Source organism: Nostoc sp. (assembly GCF_036917535.1).
Classification (GTDB): domain Bacteria; phylum Cyanobacteriota; class Cyanobacteriia; order Cyanobacteriales; family Nostocaceae; genus Nostoc.
Map to the genome: position 1 here is coordinate 1 of NZ_JBALDA010000090.1, position 14,551 is coordinate 14,551.

Sequence of the window (14,551 nt, forward strand, 5' to 3'; positions counted from 1 at the left end):
CGGTGCGTCTTATTTTGTTTCTTCCATCCATAACGGAAGCGAGCGCGTCAGTAAACAGCTTCTGTCACTCTGGGAAAACTTTTGCCATTTCTGAATTCTAAAGCTTTTGTATAGCAAGCGATTGCGCTATTATTTCTTAATAACAAATACAAGAGGGATTTTTTTCTAATAGTATAGCTTGTATTGATTGCCTCATAGGGCTTCTAGCGATCGCTCTGACGGAAAGTGACAGAAGAAGGGTATAGCCGTAGTCACATAGGTTAGGACATAATGTACAAGCGTAAAAGCTAGGAATGGTAATAGTTTTACCTCCTGCCTTCTGCCTTCTGCCTCCTGCTATACATCCAATAAAAACTGGCGAAAGCCTCCCTTTGTTTACTCTAAATTATTGAGGGGATTCAAAAAGGTAAAATTATCAAGAATCGTTACAACATAATCATGTCAGCTATCCAAACAACTGTGGTTCTTGCCATGACGGCCGATGGAAAAATTAGTGCCGTAGATCTGAAAGCGCCTCGTGAACCCGATGTAGTCGATCAAGCACACTTGGAGTATCAAGCCTCTCTTGCTGATTTAATCCTGGTAGGGGCTGGGACAATTCGGGCTGAGGGGAAAACCTTTACAATTTGCGATCCCGAACTGTTGGCAGCACGTGAGGTTCGAGGTCAATCTCCCCAGCCGATTACTTGTGTTGTTTCAGGTTCCCTTGACCTATCGCCGGACTTGCCTTTTTTGAGTCAGGACATTGAGCGATGGATATTTACCACACGAGCTGCTTTGCAGCGCAGTTCTGATACAACAACTTTGCAAAAACTGGCTGAATTAATTGATTTGGGAGATACAGACCTAGACTGGGATCGGGGCTACAGCTTGATGGCAGAGCGGGGTGTTCACAAAGTCGTTGCTTTGGGAGGTGGCTCTTTAACAGCTGCTCTAGTTCAGGCAGGGCGAATTGACGATTGGTGGTTGACCATTTGGCCGGTCATTTATGGAGGAAAACAAGCCCCTAGCCCAGTGGAGGGAGAAGGTTTTGTTCCCAATGCTGCTCCTCATCTCCAACTCATAGAAACTCGTCAGGTTGGAAGTGAGTTGTTTTTACACTACCGCACGGTCAAGTGAAAACGCGCTGCCAGAATTAAGCACTATGATCGTTGATACTAGAAAGCAGGGAAGCAGGGGTGCTTTTGCCTACAATTCCACTCAGTTTGTACCTTTTACCCTACCCCCAAGATGAAGTTAAAAGTCAAAAGTTAAAGGGCAAAAGAAAACTTATGAAGTCTTAATTCTTTTCTTTTTACTTTTTACTTTTAGCTTTTGACTTACTAGCCCCTGCCTCCTGCTTCTCATCAACCAGGGGGCCAATTTAACTGTCGCCCTCCTAAAATATGCAAATGTAAATGATTGACTGTTTGACCGCCGTCATCACCAGCATTGATCACAACTCGATAACCATTTTTCAGTCCAGCCTCATCGGCAACACGTTTAGCAGTTAACAAGAGATGCCCCAACAAAGCATGATCCTCAGATTCAGTGTCAGCTAATGTAGCAATGGTTTTTTTGGGAATGATCAGGATGTGAACGGGCGCTTGGGGATGGATGTCTTTGAATGCCAGGGCTAAATTATCCTCATAAACAATATCAGCGGGAATTTCCCGACTAATGATTTTGCTGAAAATCGTTTCTGTACTTTCACTCATGCCAATCTACCTACTAATCTGCTAGAGATTTTATATTAAGTCCGCCTAATTACTTATCATTGAAAAAATTTGATTGTGCGAGTATATCTCAATTTACTGTTCGGTTAGGTTTTTTCAGGTATAAAGCTATGAAAAAACCTGCTAATCTTTTAAAAAGACTAGCAGGTATGGCTTATCATTAATCGGAGCGGCGGGATTCGAACCCACGACCTCCACTACCCCAAAGTGGCGCGCTACCAAGCTGCGCTACACCCCGGTCAGCATTTCTATTATATAGCAAAACTGTAGGATAATCAAGAGGCAATTTTAAAAAACCTTAAGCATCCCACTAGCTTGCAGTAAATTTGGAACAGCAGAAGCATTCCATTTACCTTCTACACATCGCCCTGTATTCAAGATGAAACGCAGACTGTAATTATGAGGATAGCCTTCCACTTCCATCCATAATAAATCGCTTTCGGCTTCACAAGTAATTTTTTCCTCTTCCATCAATTCAGTTGCGAGTTGCTTCATGGTATCTGCTAGCTGTGCTAGTAGACGACAAAAATCATTTAACTCGGCTTCGGTTAATTCAATTGCCCAATCATCTGTACCTACTAAACCTTTAAACTCAGGTGTATCGGGGTTCCAGCCAATACGCCAACCCGATCCGGTTTTGACAACGCGTTCCATAGTTTAGTTTTTTAAACGCAGAGGGACGCAAAGGAAAAATTATCATTTTAGTAGTTCGGCACCTCCTCGTTGTGGTGGCTGTGGGGTAGGTGATGTAGTCGGACTGGGTGCGGTATTGGGGTTAGGAGACAGGGTATTTTGAGAAGTAGGATTAAATATATTGACTAAAACTTGCACTAGGGCATCTCGCTGGCTGCGGGTGAGACTCTTGATGGCTTTGCGATCGCCTTCTATCGGATTTTCCCGTAGTGCATCATTTCCTGGATAGGTAGTATCATACATAATTTCGTTTGCACCCAGGTAATCAGCTAAAGTTAGCTTCCAATCCAAGCGATAAATTGGGGCCCGCCCTTTAGTATAAATGTGATATCTAATTAGGCGACTTGCTAAGGTGTTGTTTTCAGCAACTTTTCCATTTTCTTTGCTGATATACTTATTTTCCTTGGGAAAATCTGGCAATTGCTGATATACTTGCTGCCAAACATCGCTAGGAGTGATTCTTTGAGCATCAGCAGGTTGGATACTAAACAAATTTCTATGTATTGATTTATCCGCGCCTGAACTCAAAACAATTACACTCACTAACATTAAGGTAAGCAGTAGTGGTGTCGGCCGTAGCAAGACGTTGAGCCAGTGCTGATTTGCGAGTTTTGAGAAAATTGATTTAAACAGAAATTTTTTCTTTTTCATAGAACAATATTTTGGGCGTTGCTGAGTGAAAATATGAATTTGCCTAATTCAGAATTCAGCACTCAGCACTCAATCTTATAGTTCGCCGATAATTTCTGGTTGAGTCAATTCATCAGACATTTCGATTATTGCCCTTAGCACTGGCTTCATCATCGCATCTTCGTTAGTTTCAAAGTCTTCGTAACGCCGACGTTTAGCACGATTTGCTACCTGAACCGTAATGCGGTATCGATTTGAGGCTGCACTAATCAAATCCTCAGCACGGTGCATAATCTGAGATTGAGTTGTCTCGAACTTAGAACGCTTTAGCATAATCAGTGGTTCTTGGGGTCATTCTCCAGTGTAACAGTACTAAATCAGTCTGCTGCTGTCTGTTAAATCGCCAGCAACCTCTCCATTGATAGAGGCTAAGATATTTTAGTCACTTTATAAGTAACTTGTAGTATTAATAACGCACCTTCATGGCTGACCTTGTGGAAACTGCGATCGCAGCGGGTAATTTCAATACCCTAATAAAAGCTGCTAAAGCTGTAAATTTCATAGAGACTTTGAAAAGTCCTGGTTCTTTCACGCTCTTTGCACCGACTGACGAAGCTTTTGCTAATCTACCAGAGGGAACTTTAGACTCGCTACTACAAGATATCCCCAAGCTCCAGAAAATTGTGGCATATCATATCGCTAGTGGGGATGTCAGGTCTGATGATTTGGTACAAATTAACGAGGCAGAAACACTGGAGGGATCAATTGTAGCCATTGAATCTGCCGATGGTAAATTTAAGGTAAATAACGCCAATGTCCTGAAAACAGATATTCTAACAGACAATGGCGTGATCCATATCATTGATGCGGTGTTGATGCCTGCAATGGTGGCGGGAAGGTAATGTAATTGGGCATCGGGCATTGGGGCAGAGGGAAAAAACTTACTGCAACTTCTCCCCAGTTCCCCAGTCCCCAATACCTAATCCCCAGTCCCCAAAATGCACCCACTCCGTGCGGGAACAGTCAATGACAACTGTTGAGTTTCTCCTTTACTATTCCACTCAACTTCAGCATTACCATATAAAAGTTTGTTGGGTTGAGTACGCAAAGTGGCGACATCTGCATTCGCTGTTGCTGAACTTGTACCAGCGTTGACGATAATTATTAATTCTTCTGTCCCTAGAGTTCGTGCAAAGATATAAAGTTCTCCTTGAGCATGAAGAACTTGGTAATCACCTGTACGCAAGGCTGGGTAATTTTGGCGCAGGGCAATTAATTGACGGTGAGTATTAAAAATTTCTTGATTCCAGTTACTCTCTAAAGGAAAGCCACGGCGTGAGTCGGGGTCTATGGCACCTGGTAAACCAACTTCATCACCATAGTAGATGCTGGGGGCACCTGGAAAAGTGAGTAACAGTAGAGTTGACAATTCTATACTGGCTATATCGCCGCCTGCAATGGTCATCAATCGCGCTGTATCGTGACTTGCAAGCAAATTGAGTTGAGTTAGCTGAATTTCCCAAGGGTAAAGTTGTAGTAGTTCTTGGATTTTGGTGGCGTACTCGACGGCAAATAAGGGTGGGTAGGGTTGATAGTCGCGACTTTGGACTTGTTCTAAGACTACGCGATCGCCAGCTGCAAAGGCAATTGTTGGTCCGGCAAATAAATAATTCATCACGCCGTCAAATTGCGTCCCATCTAGCCACTCACGTGAATCTACCCAGACTTCGCCTACAATGTAAGCTTCGGGATTGATTGCCTTAATGCGATCGCGAAATTCCTGCCAAAAACCAGGAGTTCTGATTTCAAATGGTACATCTAATCGCCAACCATCTATGCCGAATTTAATCCAATATTCGGCAATTTCCATAATATATTCTCGGACTTCTGGATTATTGTGATTAAATTCTGGTAAAGCACGATTTCCCGCCCAACCCACGTAGTTAGCAGGGAAGTTTCCATCATATGCTGAAAGGGGCCAGTCTTGTATTTTGAACCAATTTACCCAAGGCGAATGGGGGCCATTTTCTAAAACGTCGTGGAAAAAGAAAAAGCCCCGGCTGGAATGGTTAAACACCCCATCCAGAACAACTTTGATATTTCGTTGATGGGCTGCATCGAGCAATTCTTTAAATGCTTCGTTGCCCCCTAACATCGGGTCAACTAGATAATAATCGTGGGTATGATAGCGATGATTGCTGGCGGATTGAAAAATGGGTGTAAAGTAAATCGCATTAATCCCTAAATTCTGGATGTAGTCTAAATCCTCCATGATGCCCCATAAATCGCCGCCTTTATAGCCTTGGAGGGTTGGCATCGCATCCCAATCTTCCCAACGGGCTTCCTGCAATAACCGTTTGCGCGGCTGTTTACTTCTGGCAAAACGATCTGGGAAGATTTGGTAGAAAACCGCGTGTTTTACCCAGTCTGGTGTTTGAATTTGCATGAATAACTTTTTGTATGTTCAAAAGCGATCGTTGCAAATATTAGCTTCTTTATGGCTCTTACTTATGATAGAAAATCTGTCATTTGTAAGTATTCATTAGTGATTTAGCCTTTTTCATGCTGTTTTATACGCAAATGTTATCAGTCTTAACTATTTTTACTACAATTTGTTTTAGTTTTTAACAAGTCAACTAGATAGATTCGTCACTGATTGCATTCTGAGTCGGAAATTTTTCTTTAAAAAATTTATTTATTACTTAATTATTCTTAATTTTCTTTTCTTCACTTTGTCCGTAATGATTTAGGCAGACAATGGATTAGTTTAATAGCTTCATAAAAATTACCTGTTACCTCAGATTTCGGTAATTCTTAGATGCAACCGATTAAATATGTCTCAGTAACCACAGAAAATCACTATGAGGAATACGTAATTCAAGAATATGAGTTATGAATTAGCAATTGTCTTAGCAATAACTCTTACCTCCTAAACTTATTTGATGTTATCTATAAAATAAATAGATAACTATAGTCGCATCAAATAATCGAAGCTAAAAAACTACATAGTCTGCGTTAATCTAAAGCGACTTATCCTGCTAGAATCACTACTTTATTGACAGCAAATAAATTGAGTTTGAGGTAAAAATGAGACACGAAAAACTTTCTCCTGGACTACTTTTGGCATTTCAAGACTATCAAAATGAAGGAGATCGAGCTTTAGTTACACACAAGCGATCGCTTGGCATCATTGCCCACAAAAGCCCGGTCAAGCCCACTAAAAGCGTCGTTTTTATTTACTGCGACCCTGATGCAGACTTAAGTTATCTATCACAATATAATATTGAAGTCAATCAAAACTCTGGAAGTGTGCGGACGGCTTTCTTACCGATAGAGAGTTTAGATGTCTTATCTGAAGAAGATGTGATTCAGCGGATTAAGCCATCACGCAAACTTCATTTGAGGATGGACACTGCAATGAAAACAGTCAAACTGCCGGAGTTCCAGAATAAAACCGGACTGACTGGTAAAGGAGTAATCATCGGCATTATAGACAGTGGTATCGATCCGAAACACCCCGCCTTTGCTGGACGAATTTTACACATTTGGGATCAAACATTGCCAGGGCCAGGAGTCACAGAGGGCGCTTATGGGGCTGAATTTACGGGAGCGCAACTGACAGTTTCTCAGGATACTGGTGGTCATGGTACTCACGTTGCGGGAATTGCTGCCGGTGCTGATGCTAGTTTTAGTGGTGTCGCACCAGAAGCGGAATTAGTTGTCGTCAGGTCTGATTTACAGGATGCCCACATTGCAGATGGTGTGCGTTATATTTTCCGAGTTGCTAGGGAGTTGGGACGCCCAGCAGTGGTAAATCTCAGCTTGGGCGGACACGCTGATGCCCATGATGGTAGCGACTCCCTATCAAAGGTCATTGACGCCGAAACTGGGCCAGGAAGAATTGTTTGCTGTGCTGCGGGTAACGAAGGAAACGACAACATTCATGGACAAGCGACGATACCCAGTGGACGCACTCGTGGTATGCGGTTTAATGTTCCTTTGAATCAAGTAGGCATAGTTTGGTTAAACGCTTGGTATGCTAAAGACAGCGAATTGGAAGTGTCTGTGCGGAGTCCTAACGGTTTTGTTACCCCCTTCCAAAAAATCATTACTGACGGTAATGCCGCCCAAGATTACCAATTACCAGATGCACGGGTGCAATTAGCGACACCAGCACCAGACCAAGCCAACGGCGACCATAACTTCTTTGTGCAAATACGCGGTATTGACCCCTCGCCAGTAATGGGAGGTGTTTGGCAGTTGCGAGTCCGCAACCCTTCTTCAACTGACACGCGTTTAGATGTGTGGACACTAGATGACAGTTCATCAGTGTTTTTTACAGGTAAAAGTGTAAAGGATGCGTTAAAAATTGGTTCACCAGGAGCTGCTAGCAGTGCAATTACAGTTGCAGCCTATACGACTAAAACTAAATACACAGATATTGATAACCAAGTGCGAGAAATGGGCTTAGAACTGGATACTATTTCGGAATTCAGTAGTGAAGGGCCTCTACGCAATGATGGACAGAAGCCTGATGTAGCAGCACCAGGAGCAATGATTGTTTCGACGCTTTCCGCCGATGCAAATTTTGCTCGCTCATCGATGATTAATTCCAAGTTTGTGGTTCAGGCTGGTACGAGTATGGCGACACCGTTTGTTAGTGGCTTAGTGGCCCTGCTGTTGCAGCGAGATTCTAAACTCGATCCGGCTGCGGTGAAAGACTTGCTACGTAAAAATAGTGCCATTCCTGGAAAACCCGCAGGTACATTTGATGACAAATGGGGTTATGGAGTGATTAACGCTTTAAATCTGTAATTAGACTGAAAAAGGTAGATATTATTTCTGCACAAGGGTAGGCGATAAAAACCTACAACTTTGATAAATTAGGGTAGGCAATTATTGCCTGCCCTGTTTACCAAGGAATTGCTGATGAATTATCAGAAACTTGATGCCGCTCTTGCTACAGCGCTGAATGATGTTCAAAATTCACAAGAAACTAGTTTGGGGGTTTTCATCCATACTGAACCAATTCTAGACTCTGCTGCAACTAGTTTTTTAGAAAGTTTAGGCGTTAGTGGTGTTACCAGTGGGAAAGATATTTTCACAGCAACACTGTCACCAAATACCATTTCTCAGTTATCAGAGCAACCTTGGGTGATGAGTCTGAAGCGATCGCAGCAATTACGTTTGGTTAATAAGAGAATAAATATAGGAAAGTTGGGTGTTTGATGGGCATTGCCCACTCTTTGTACAAATAATTTTTTGCTATTACTGTGAATCAGGTTTTGGTTTTTCTGTAAACTTACACTTCACCTCAATTTGCAGATTACTTTCAGCTGAACCTTCTGTGATGTAAGGAATACCTGCTTTGCCGCCCAACTTAATGCCAAATGTAAGTTTTACCTCTTCAATCTCAGCAGTGTTGAAGTCTTTAAAAGCACTAAGAGCATAGATAGTATAAGAGCGAATCATTTGCCGAGCTTGTTGCATTCGAGCGATCGCATCTGTTCGTACATCCTTGTATTCTATGCCATCGTCGTCCTCCTCAATTTCCGAACTTATTTCGGTGGCTGTGACGTTAATCTCAATCTGCTCAATCTCTCCATCTGCTTGGAAAAATAGTTGCTGTACTTCTGACATAAGCTACCTCGATTAAAGTTTTGTAACGTATCTGAATAAATTTCAACTTGCTTGCAGAAAACTAACAGATGGTATTGTTTCTAGTAACACAGCCATTGATTGTGTCTGTCAAGATTATCCCGCATTTACCAACCCAAGGTGTGTTAAATGGCACGATACGCGCTTGTTATTGGTATCGCTGAGTATGTCAGCCCATCATTACCGCGTTTGTCAAAGACTACAAATGATGCTGAGGCGATCGCGCAACTCCTAGAGCAATATGGTGATTTCCAGTCTGTGCAAAAATTGCCACAAGGCCGGAAGACAAAAGTTACTGAGGCTGAAATCGGTCAAGAACTCAGAAAATTGCTGCTAGAGAAAGCTAAAAATAATGAAGCGCTGATTTATTTTAGCGGACACGGTTTTATCACTTCTGATACTTTGGGACAACAAGAGGGATTTTTAGCAACTTCTGATTGTCAGGTTGAAGTTAAGGGAAACCAAATTGTGGCACAAAAATATGGTATTTCCCTCAACAAGCTTAATAAATTAATCGGAGAATCTCAATTAAGTAGTTTGATAGTGCTACTTGATTGCTGTCATAGTGGCTATTTCCTAGAAAGAGAGTTAGTAGAACAAACTCTAACCGCTTTTCGTTCCCTAAAAGATTATTACTTAATAGCAGCTTGTCGCCGTTTTGAACAAGCAGCAGCGATTCTGAGTGAAGAATATAGTATTTTCACAGGTGCGGTTATTAAGGGATTAGCATCTGAAAATGCAGGTAGTAGTGGGCGAATTAGTAGCGATCGCTTATTTGATTTTGTCAGCAACGAATTGATAGGTTCAATACAAGAACCCATTCGCATGAGTTTGGGACGGCCAATTACTTTGGTAAGTTATCCCAAATTAGATATTCTTAAAGAAGAAATTGCTTTCAATCAGGAAAATCCCTATCGGGGACTTTATGCATTTGAATCAGAGCAAGCACAATATTTTTGTGGACGAGATGAAGCAGTTCGTACACTGGTTTCACGGTTAGCAGAGAGCCGATTTTTAGCTGTAATTGGCTACTCAGGTAGTGGTAAATCTTCTTTAGTGAAAGCAGGTGTCTTACCGCAACTAAAAAGCGATCGCCTTCCTGGAAGCAGCAAATGGGCGATCGCATCTTTTACACCAGGAGAACACCCCTACGGAAAACTATTTGATATTTTAGCTCGACAACAGCAGCAAAATCAGCCACATATATTGTTTATTGATCAATTTGAAGAAATATTTACCCTTTGCCAAGACGATGAAGAACGCAAAGCTTTTATCCGCTTGGTAACAGAAGAGGTAAAAACAACTGAGAGACAAACACGCATAATTTTGACAATTCGTGGTGATTTCTTAAAACGTTGTAATGAATATTTAGAAATTATTACTCTTATTAATAGCACTCCTCCCACATCATTTCTAGTACCACCGATGTCTTTTTCCGAGTTAGAAGAAGCAATTGAAAAACCAGCAAAGTTGCATGGCGTGAATTTTGAGCATGGTTTAATGTCGCAAATTATGAATGATGTTGTCACCCGTCCGGGTGCATTACCTATATTGCAATATGCGCTTAAGGAATTGTGGCGAGTTTGCATTGAAGAACCTGAATCACCAGAACCGCTTTTGACTCGCAAAGGCTATGAAGAAATTGGTGCAGTTAAAGAAGCTTTAGACAAACAAGCAACAAATTGGTATCAAGGTTTAATGCCCCTAAATCAGGCTTTTGCACGTCGCTTGTTTATGGAATTGGTGCAATTAAGTGAAACTGGAGAAGTGACACGGCGGCGTGCTAACTGGGAAAGATTAGAATCAGTTGCAGATTCTCCACAACAATTGCAAAATGTTGTAGGAGCACTAGCGGGTTCTGAACAACGTTTAATTATCACCGATCAAAATACTGTAGAAGTTGCTCATGAAGCACTTTTATCTGAGTGGAAATTATTAAATAGTTGGATTGCTGAAAATCTAGAAAATATTCGTCTCAGTCGTTCTTTAGAAGTAGATTGTCAGGAATGGGTACAAAGATTTAATAAATCAGATGATGCACTGTTGACTGGTGCAAAATTAGCTGTAATTTCTGAGTGGGTGAATAAGACTCAGCCAAGACTTACGCCATTGGAAGAAGAGTTTTTGCATAAGAGTTTGGAAAGACGTGACAGAGAAATTCAAGATCAGTTAGAGCAGGAACGTCAACTTAGAGAACTAGCAGAGTCTCGACAAAAAGAAGCAGAAGCTAGAGCCATAGCCGAAATTGAAAAATCTATAGCAGCAGAAGATAAAGCTAAAGCCGAAGCTGCAAGAGCAAAAGAAGCAGAAACCAGTGCTAAATATCAAAAACAACGAACTAGCCTGGCGATCGCCTCAGCATGTGGACTAACATTACTGACTATTTTTATAATTGGATTTGGAATTAGGGCAGAACAGAACAAAAATAAAGCTCTTGAAGCTCTTATTTCTGAGCCTATACAGCTTTTTGAAACGAACAATCAGCTTGAAGCAATGATAGCAAGTATCAAGGTACTGAAAGAATTTAGAAAAATGAGTGTAGAAGATGATGTGTTTCTAAATAAACTAAAAGCGTCTGTAATTGATAACGTGCGAGAGCGTAATCGCTTAGAAGGGCATACTCAGGAAGTTATGGATGTCAGTTTTAGCCCTAATGGTGAAATTATTGCCTCTGCAAGTGTTGATGCAAGTATAAAGCTTTGGAACAAAAACGGTAAATTTATAAAATATTTAGAAGATCCAAATAAAAAGGACATTGAAAGCATCAGTTTTAGTCTCAAAGACCCAGTAATTACCTCTTCTTCTGCCGATAATGATGGAATGATCAGGCTTTGGAATATCAACAGCAAATCAAAACGCGAACTTAAGCCGCAAACACTCAGCCCTGATAACTATATTGTGCAAGTAAGTTTCAGTCCTGATGGCAAAATGATCGCCTCTGCCAATTGGGATAAAACTGTAAAACTTTGGCAGGTAGTAGATGGGAGGCTTTTACACACTTTCTCCAAGCATAATAATGTCGTTTGGGAAGTAAATTTTAGCCCCGATGGTAAAATAATTGCCTCGGCAAGTGAAGATAAAACTGTAAAACTTTGGCAGGTAGTAGATGGGAGACTTTTACACACGCTGAAGGGACATCTTAATGCCGTTATGGGTGTGAGTTTTAGCCCCAATGGTAAAATGATCGCTTCAGCAAGTAAAGACACAACCGTAAAACTTTGGCGGGTAGCAGATGGCAAATTGCTACACACCTTTACTGGCCATAAGAATTATGTTAACAAAGTCAGATTCAGCCCCAATGGTGAAATGATTGCTTCAGCAAGTAAAGACACAACTGTAAAACTTTGGCGGGTAGCAGATGGTAAATTACTACACACCTTCACTGGCCATAAGAATGGAGTCAATAATGTGAGCTTTAGCCCTGATGGTCAAACAATTGTATCTGCTAGTGACGATAATACTGTCAGAATATGGAGTTTGAATCCAATTGATACTCGTCCTAATGTTAATGATCTATTAATCAAAAGCTGTAATTGGCTGAAGAATTATCTCACAAATAATTCTAAACTACTTTCAGCAGAGCGCTCTATCTGTGATGATATTTAATTTTTTTAATAAGTAAATTTATTTAATTTTTTAAAGAAATTTTAGTTTGTTTATATAATATGGAAGGATTGGAAAAATAGTTATTTAACTAATTGAAAAATAAAAATTATGTTAATACAATTTTACTAAGAAAAAATAGAGGTTAAAGAATGAAAAAAGCTTTAGAAAGTTTAAGTAAAATCCAAGTTTTGTATGGTGATTTGAGTGGTGAACTAGAAACTTTAACTTCGATTCAAAATTTCATCTCTCAGATGGAAGTATCTTTGAAAGAACCTTGCTTAAATGAGCCACAATTAGAGACAGATGAATCGGAAATTATAAAATTTCAAGAGACATTCAAAAATTTTTTAGATGAAAATAAGTCTGTAAGCCAAGTTGAACTTCAAAAATTTGCTAAAGGAGTTGAGAGACCAAAGTGTAGGTGTCCACATAAACCTTGCCACCCACAGGAGACAATCAGTTTATTTCTGAAGTCTTTTGAAAGCTGAGAATTAATACTTGCATATAAATAACAAACTTATACTTTAGGACTTACGCATCGTACATAAGTACTACATGCAATTTGGGTGTTTCAGCCATGTTTAAAACCTAGCTAGTATAAAGGAAGCGCATAAATCAGGGTTATGCAAAGCGCCTGAAACTGAAAAATACCGTCGTGCATATTATGGTTAATTTGTACAGTGTGTAAATCCTAATGAAGTGAGTGTTTGTAATGGCAGTACAGCTTATACTTTCAATAAGTAAAATTTGATATTTGAATTAGTTTTTTGATTAACAGGCAGCGCTATCTATTACCAACAGCATTTTAGAAAATTCATCCTAAAGAATCAGACGATCCCCCTTACCTGTGGTGGCAGACAGTCCTAAACTGAAGATGAGAGTTGAAAGGCAGTCTGGAGAAATTTTGTGAAAAAAGTATTATCAATCATCCTTGGTGGTGGCGCGGGTACTCGGCTTTACCCACTAACCAAACTACGTGCTAAACCAGCAGTACCAGTGGCGGGGAAATACCGCTTAATCGATATCCCTGTAAGTAACTGCATAAACTCCGAAATATTCAAAATCTATGTCCTGACACAATTCAACTCAGCTTCCCTGAATCGTCACATCGCCCGTACCTATAACTTTACTGGCTTCAATGAAGGGTTTGTGGAAGTGCTAGCGGCACAACAAACACCAGAAAACCCGAACTGGTTCCAAGGTACAGCCGATGCTGTACGTCAGTACCTGTGGTTAATGGAAGAATGGGATGTAGAAGAATATCTAATTCTCTCAGGCGATCACCTCTACCGCATGGATTATCGCCAGTTTATCCACCGACATAGGGAAACGGGGGCTGATATTACTCTCTCAGTTATCCCCATTGATGAGCGCCGCGCCTCAGATTTTGGCTTGATGAAAATTGACGATTCTGGCAGAATAATCGATTTTAGCGAAAAACCCAAAGGTGAAGCGTTACTCCAAATGCAAGTTGATACAAGTGTACTGGGATTATCAAAAGAACAAGCCCAGCAACAGCCCTATATCGCTTCAATGGGGATTTATGTCTTTAAAAAAGATGTTTTGTTCAAGTTGTTGAGAGAAGGTATAGAAAGGACTGATTTCGGCAAAGAAATTATTCCTGATGCCTCTAAAGATTACAACGTTCAAGCTTACCTTTTTGATGACTACTGGGAAGATATTGGAACAATCGAAGCATTTTATCATGCAAATTTAGCCCTGACTCAGCAGCCCCAGCCACCTTTTAGTTTCTACGATGAACACGCACCAATTTATACCCGCGCTCGTTACTTACCTCCGAGTAAACTTTTAGATTGCCAGATCACAGAATCAATTATTGGCGAAGGTTGTATTTTGAAAAATTGCCGCATTCAACATTCAGTGTTGGGAGTGCGATCGCGAATTGAATCTGGTAGTGTCATTGAAGAGTCCCTACTCATGGGTGCAGATTTTTATCAAGCTTCTGTAGAACGTCAATGTAACGTAGAAAAAGGTGAAATTCCTGTAGGTATTGGTACTGACTCGATTATTCGCGGTGCCATCATTGATAAAAACGCCAGTATCGGTCACAATGTCAAAATCATCAATAAAGATAACATTCAAGAAGCTGACCGAGAAAGTCAAGGTTTCTACATTCGTAGTGGTGTCGTTGTCGTGCTAAAAAATGCTGTAATTCCTGATGGAACCATCATTTAGTCATTAGTCATTAGTCATTAGTCATTGGTTAATAGTTACAAGCAACATAAAGA

General features: G+C 40.7%; 13 protein-coding genes and 1 tRNA gene. 7 read left to right on the forward strand and 7 right to left on the reverse strand.

Going from position 1 to position 14,551, the window contains the following annotated elements; all coding sequences use genetic code 11:
• Positions 1-438 precede the first annotated feature (438 nt).
• A complete protein-coding gene (locus tag V7K56_RS28370) occupies positions 439-1,119 on the forward strand; it encodes a RibD family protein (protein ID WP_334915963.1) in 681 nt (226 codons plus the stop codon).
• A gap of 227 nt (positions 1,120-1,346) precedes the next feature.
• Here the strand turns inward: V7K56_RS28370 and V7K56_RS28375 are convergent, their stop codons facing one another.
• From V7K56_RS28375 to V7K56_RS28395, 5 genes are all read right to left on the reverse strand, one after another.
• On the reverse strand, positions 1,347-1,697 hold the full coding sequence (locus tag V7K56_RS28375; RefSeq protein ID WP_334915965.1) for a histidine triad nucleotide-binding protein: 351 nt from the start codon (positions 1,695-1,697) through the stop codon (positions 1,347-1,349).
• A gap of 182 nt (positions 1,698-1,879) precedes the next feature.
• Positions 1,880-1,953, reverse strand: a tRNA-Pro gene (locus tag V7K56_RS28380).
• A gap of 50 nt (positions 1,954-2,003) precedes the next feature.
• Entirely contained in the window at positions 2,004-2,369 is a 366-nt protein-coding gene (locus V7K56_RS28385) for a DUF1818 family protein (protein ID WP_334915967.1), read from the reverse strand.
• Positions 2,370-2,411: 42 nt separating this feature from the next.
• Positions 2,412-2,957 (reverse strand): hypothetical protein, encoded by a 546-nt coding sequence (locus tag V7K56_RS28390; protein ID WP_442940244.1) that lies wholly within the window; start codon positions 2,955-2,957, stop codon positions 2,412-2,414.
• A 177-nt stretch (positions 2,958-3,134) separates the two neighbouring features.
• A complete protein-coding gene (locus V7K56_RS28395) occupies positions 3,135-3,371 on the reverse strand; it encodes a DNA-directed RNA polymerase subunit omega (protein ID WP_322697759.1) in 237 nt (78 codons plus the stop codon).
• A 149-nt stretch (positions 3,372-3,520) separates the two neighbouring features.
• On the opposite strand from V7K56_RS28395, the gene V7K56_RS28400 reads away from it, so the two are divergent.
• Positions 3,521-3,940, forward strand: coding sequence for a fasciclin domain-containing protein (locus tag V7K56_RS28400; RefSeq protein WP_334915974.1), 420 nt, complete (start codon positions 3,521-3,523; stop codon positions 3,938-3,940).
• A 77-nt stretch (positions 3,941-4,017) separates the two neighbouring features.
• Here V7K56_RS28400 and V7K56_RS28405 read toward each other — a convergent pair whose 3' ends face one another.
• Positions 4,018-5,484: a glycoside hydrolase family 13 protein gene (locus V7K56_RS28405; RefSeq protein ID WP_334915976.1), complete on the reverse strand. Its 1,467-nt coding sequence runs from the start codon at positions 5,482-5,484 to the stop codon at positions 4,018-4,020.
• 641 nt (positions 5,485-6,125) lie between these two features.
• On the opposite strand from V7K56_RS28405, the gene V7K56_RS28410 reads away from it, so the two are divergent.
• Together V7K56_RS28410 and V7K56_RS28415 are read left to right on the forward strand one after the other, a co-directional pair.
• Positions 6,126-7,853, forward strand: a complete 1,728-nt coding sequence (locus V7K56_RS28410; RefSeq protein ID WP_334915978.1) for a S8 family peptidase — start codon at positions 6,126-6,128, stop codon at positions 7,851-7,853.
• A gap of 114 nt (positions 7,854-7,967) precedes the next feature.
• A complete protein-coding gene (locus V7K56_RS28415; RefSeq protein ID WP_334915980.1) occupies positions 7,968-8,267 on the forward strand; it encodes a hypothetical protein in 300 nt (99 codons plus the stop codon).
• A 39-nt stretch (positions 8,268-8,306) separates the two neighbouring features.
• On the opposite strand, the gene V7K56_RS28420 is transcribed toward V7K56_RS28415, so the two are convergent.
• Positions 8,307-8,678 (reverse strand): CU044_2847 family protein, encoded by a 372-nt coding sequence (locus V7K56_RS28420; protein WP_334915982.1) that lies wholly within the window; start codon positions 8,676-8,678, stop codon positions 8,307-8,309.
• A gap of 147 nt (positions 8,679-8,825) precedes the next feature.
• Here V7K56_RS28420 and V7K56_RS28425 point away from each other — a divergent pair, with 147 nt between their 5' ends.
• From V7K56_RS28425 to V7K56_RS28435, 3 genes are all read left to right on the forward strand, one after another.
• On the forward strand, positions 8,826-12,302 hold the full coding sequence (locus V7K56_RS28425; protein ID WP_334915984.1) for an nSTAND1 domain-containing NTPase: 3,477 nt from the start codon (positions 8,826-8,828) through the stop codon (positions 12,300-12,302).
• Between the two features lie 149 nt (positions 12,303-12,451).
• Positions 12,452-12,790 carry a hypothetical protein gene (locus V7K56_RS28430; protein ID WP_334915987.1) on the forward strand — a complete coding sequence of 113 codons (339 nt, stop codon included), beginning with the start codon at positions 12,452-12,454 and terminating at the stop codon, positions 12,788-12,790.
• Positions 12,791-13,208: 418 nt separating this feature from the next.
• Positions 13,209-14,498 carry a glucose-1-phosphate adenylyltransferase gene (locus tag V7K56_RS28435; RefSeq protein WP_334915989.1) on the forward strand — a complete coding sequence of 430 codons (1,290 nt, stop codon included), beginning with the start codon at positions 13,209-13,211 and terminating at the stop codon, positions 14,496-14,498.
• Positions 14,499-14,551: the final 53 nt, after the last annotated feature.

Bases quoted from the DNA above. Each gene is read 5' to 3' on its own strand.
- V7K56_RS28370 (WP_334915963.1), top strand. From the start codon at position 439: ATGTCAGCTATCCAAACAACTGTGGTTCTTGCCATGACGGCCGATGGA.
- V7K56_RS28375 (WP_334915965.1), bottom strand. From the start codon at position 1,697: ATGAGTGAAAGTACAGAAACGATTTTCAGCAAAATCATTAGTCGGGAA.
- V7K56_RS28385 (WP_334915967.1), bottom strand. From the start codon at position 2,369: ATGGAACGCGTTGTCAAAACCGGATCGGGTTGGCGTATTGGCTGGAAC.
- V7K56_RS28390 (WP_442940244.1), bottom strand. From the start codon at position 2,957: ATGTTAGTGAGTGTAATTGTTTTGAGTTCAGGCGCGGATAAATCAATA.
- V7K56_RS28395 (WP_322697759.1), bottom strand. From the start codon at position 3,371: ATGCTAAAGCGTTCTAAGTTCGAGACAACTCAATCTCAGATTATGCAC.
- V7K56_RS28400 (WP_334915974.1), top strand. From the start codon at position 3,521: ATGGCTGACCTTGTGGAAACTGCGATCGCAGCGGGTAATTTCAATACC.
- V7K56_RS28405 (WP_334915976.1), bottom strand. From the start codon at position 5,484: ATGCAAATTCAAACACCAGACTGGGTAAAACACGCGGTTTTCTACCAA.
- V7K56_RS28410 (WP_334915978.1), top strand. From the start codon at position 6,126: ATGAGACACGAAAAACTTTCTCCTGGACTACTTTTGGCATTTCAAGAC.
- V7K56_RS28415 (WP_334915980.1), top strand. From the start codon at position 7,968: ATGAATTATCAGAAACTTGATGCCGCTCTTGCTACAGCGCTGAATGAT.
- V7K56_RS28420 (WP_334915982.1), bottom strand. From the start codon at position 8,678: ATGTCAGAAGTACAGCAACTATTTTTCCAAGCAGATGGAGAGATTGAG.
- V7K56_RS28425 (WP_334915984.1), top strand. From the start codon at position 8,826: ATGGCACGATACGCGCTTGTTATTGGTATCGCTGAGTATGTCAGCCCA.
- V7K56_RS28430 (WP_334915987.1), top strand. From the start codon at position 12,452: ATGAAAAAAGCTTTAGAAAGTTTAAGTAAAATCCAAGTTTTGTATGGT.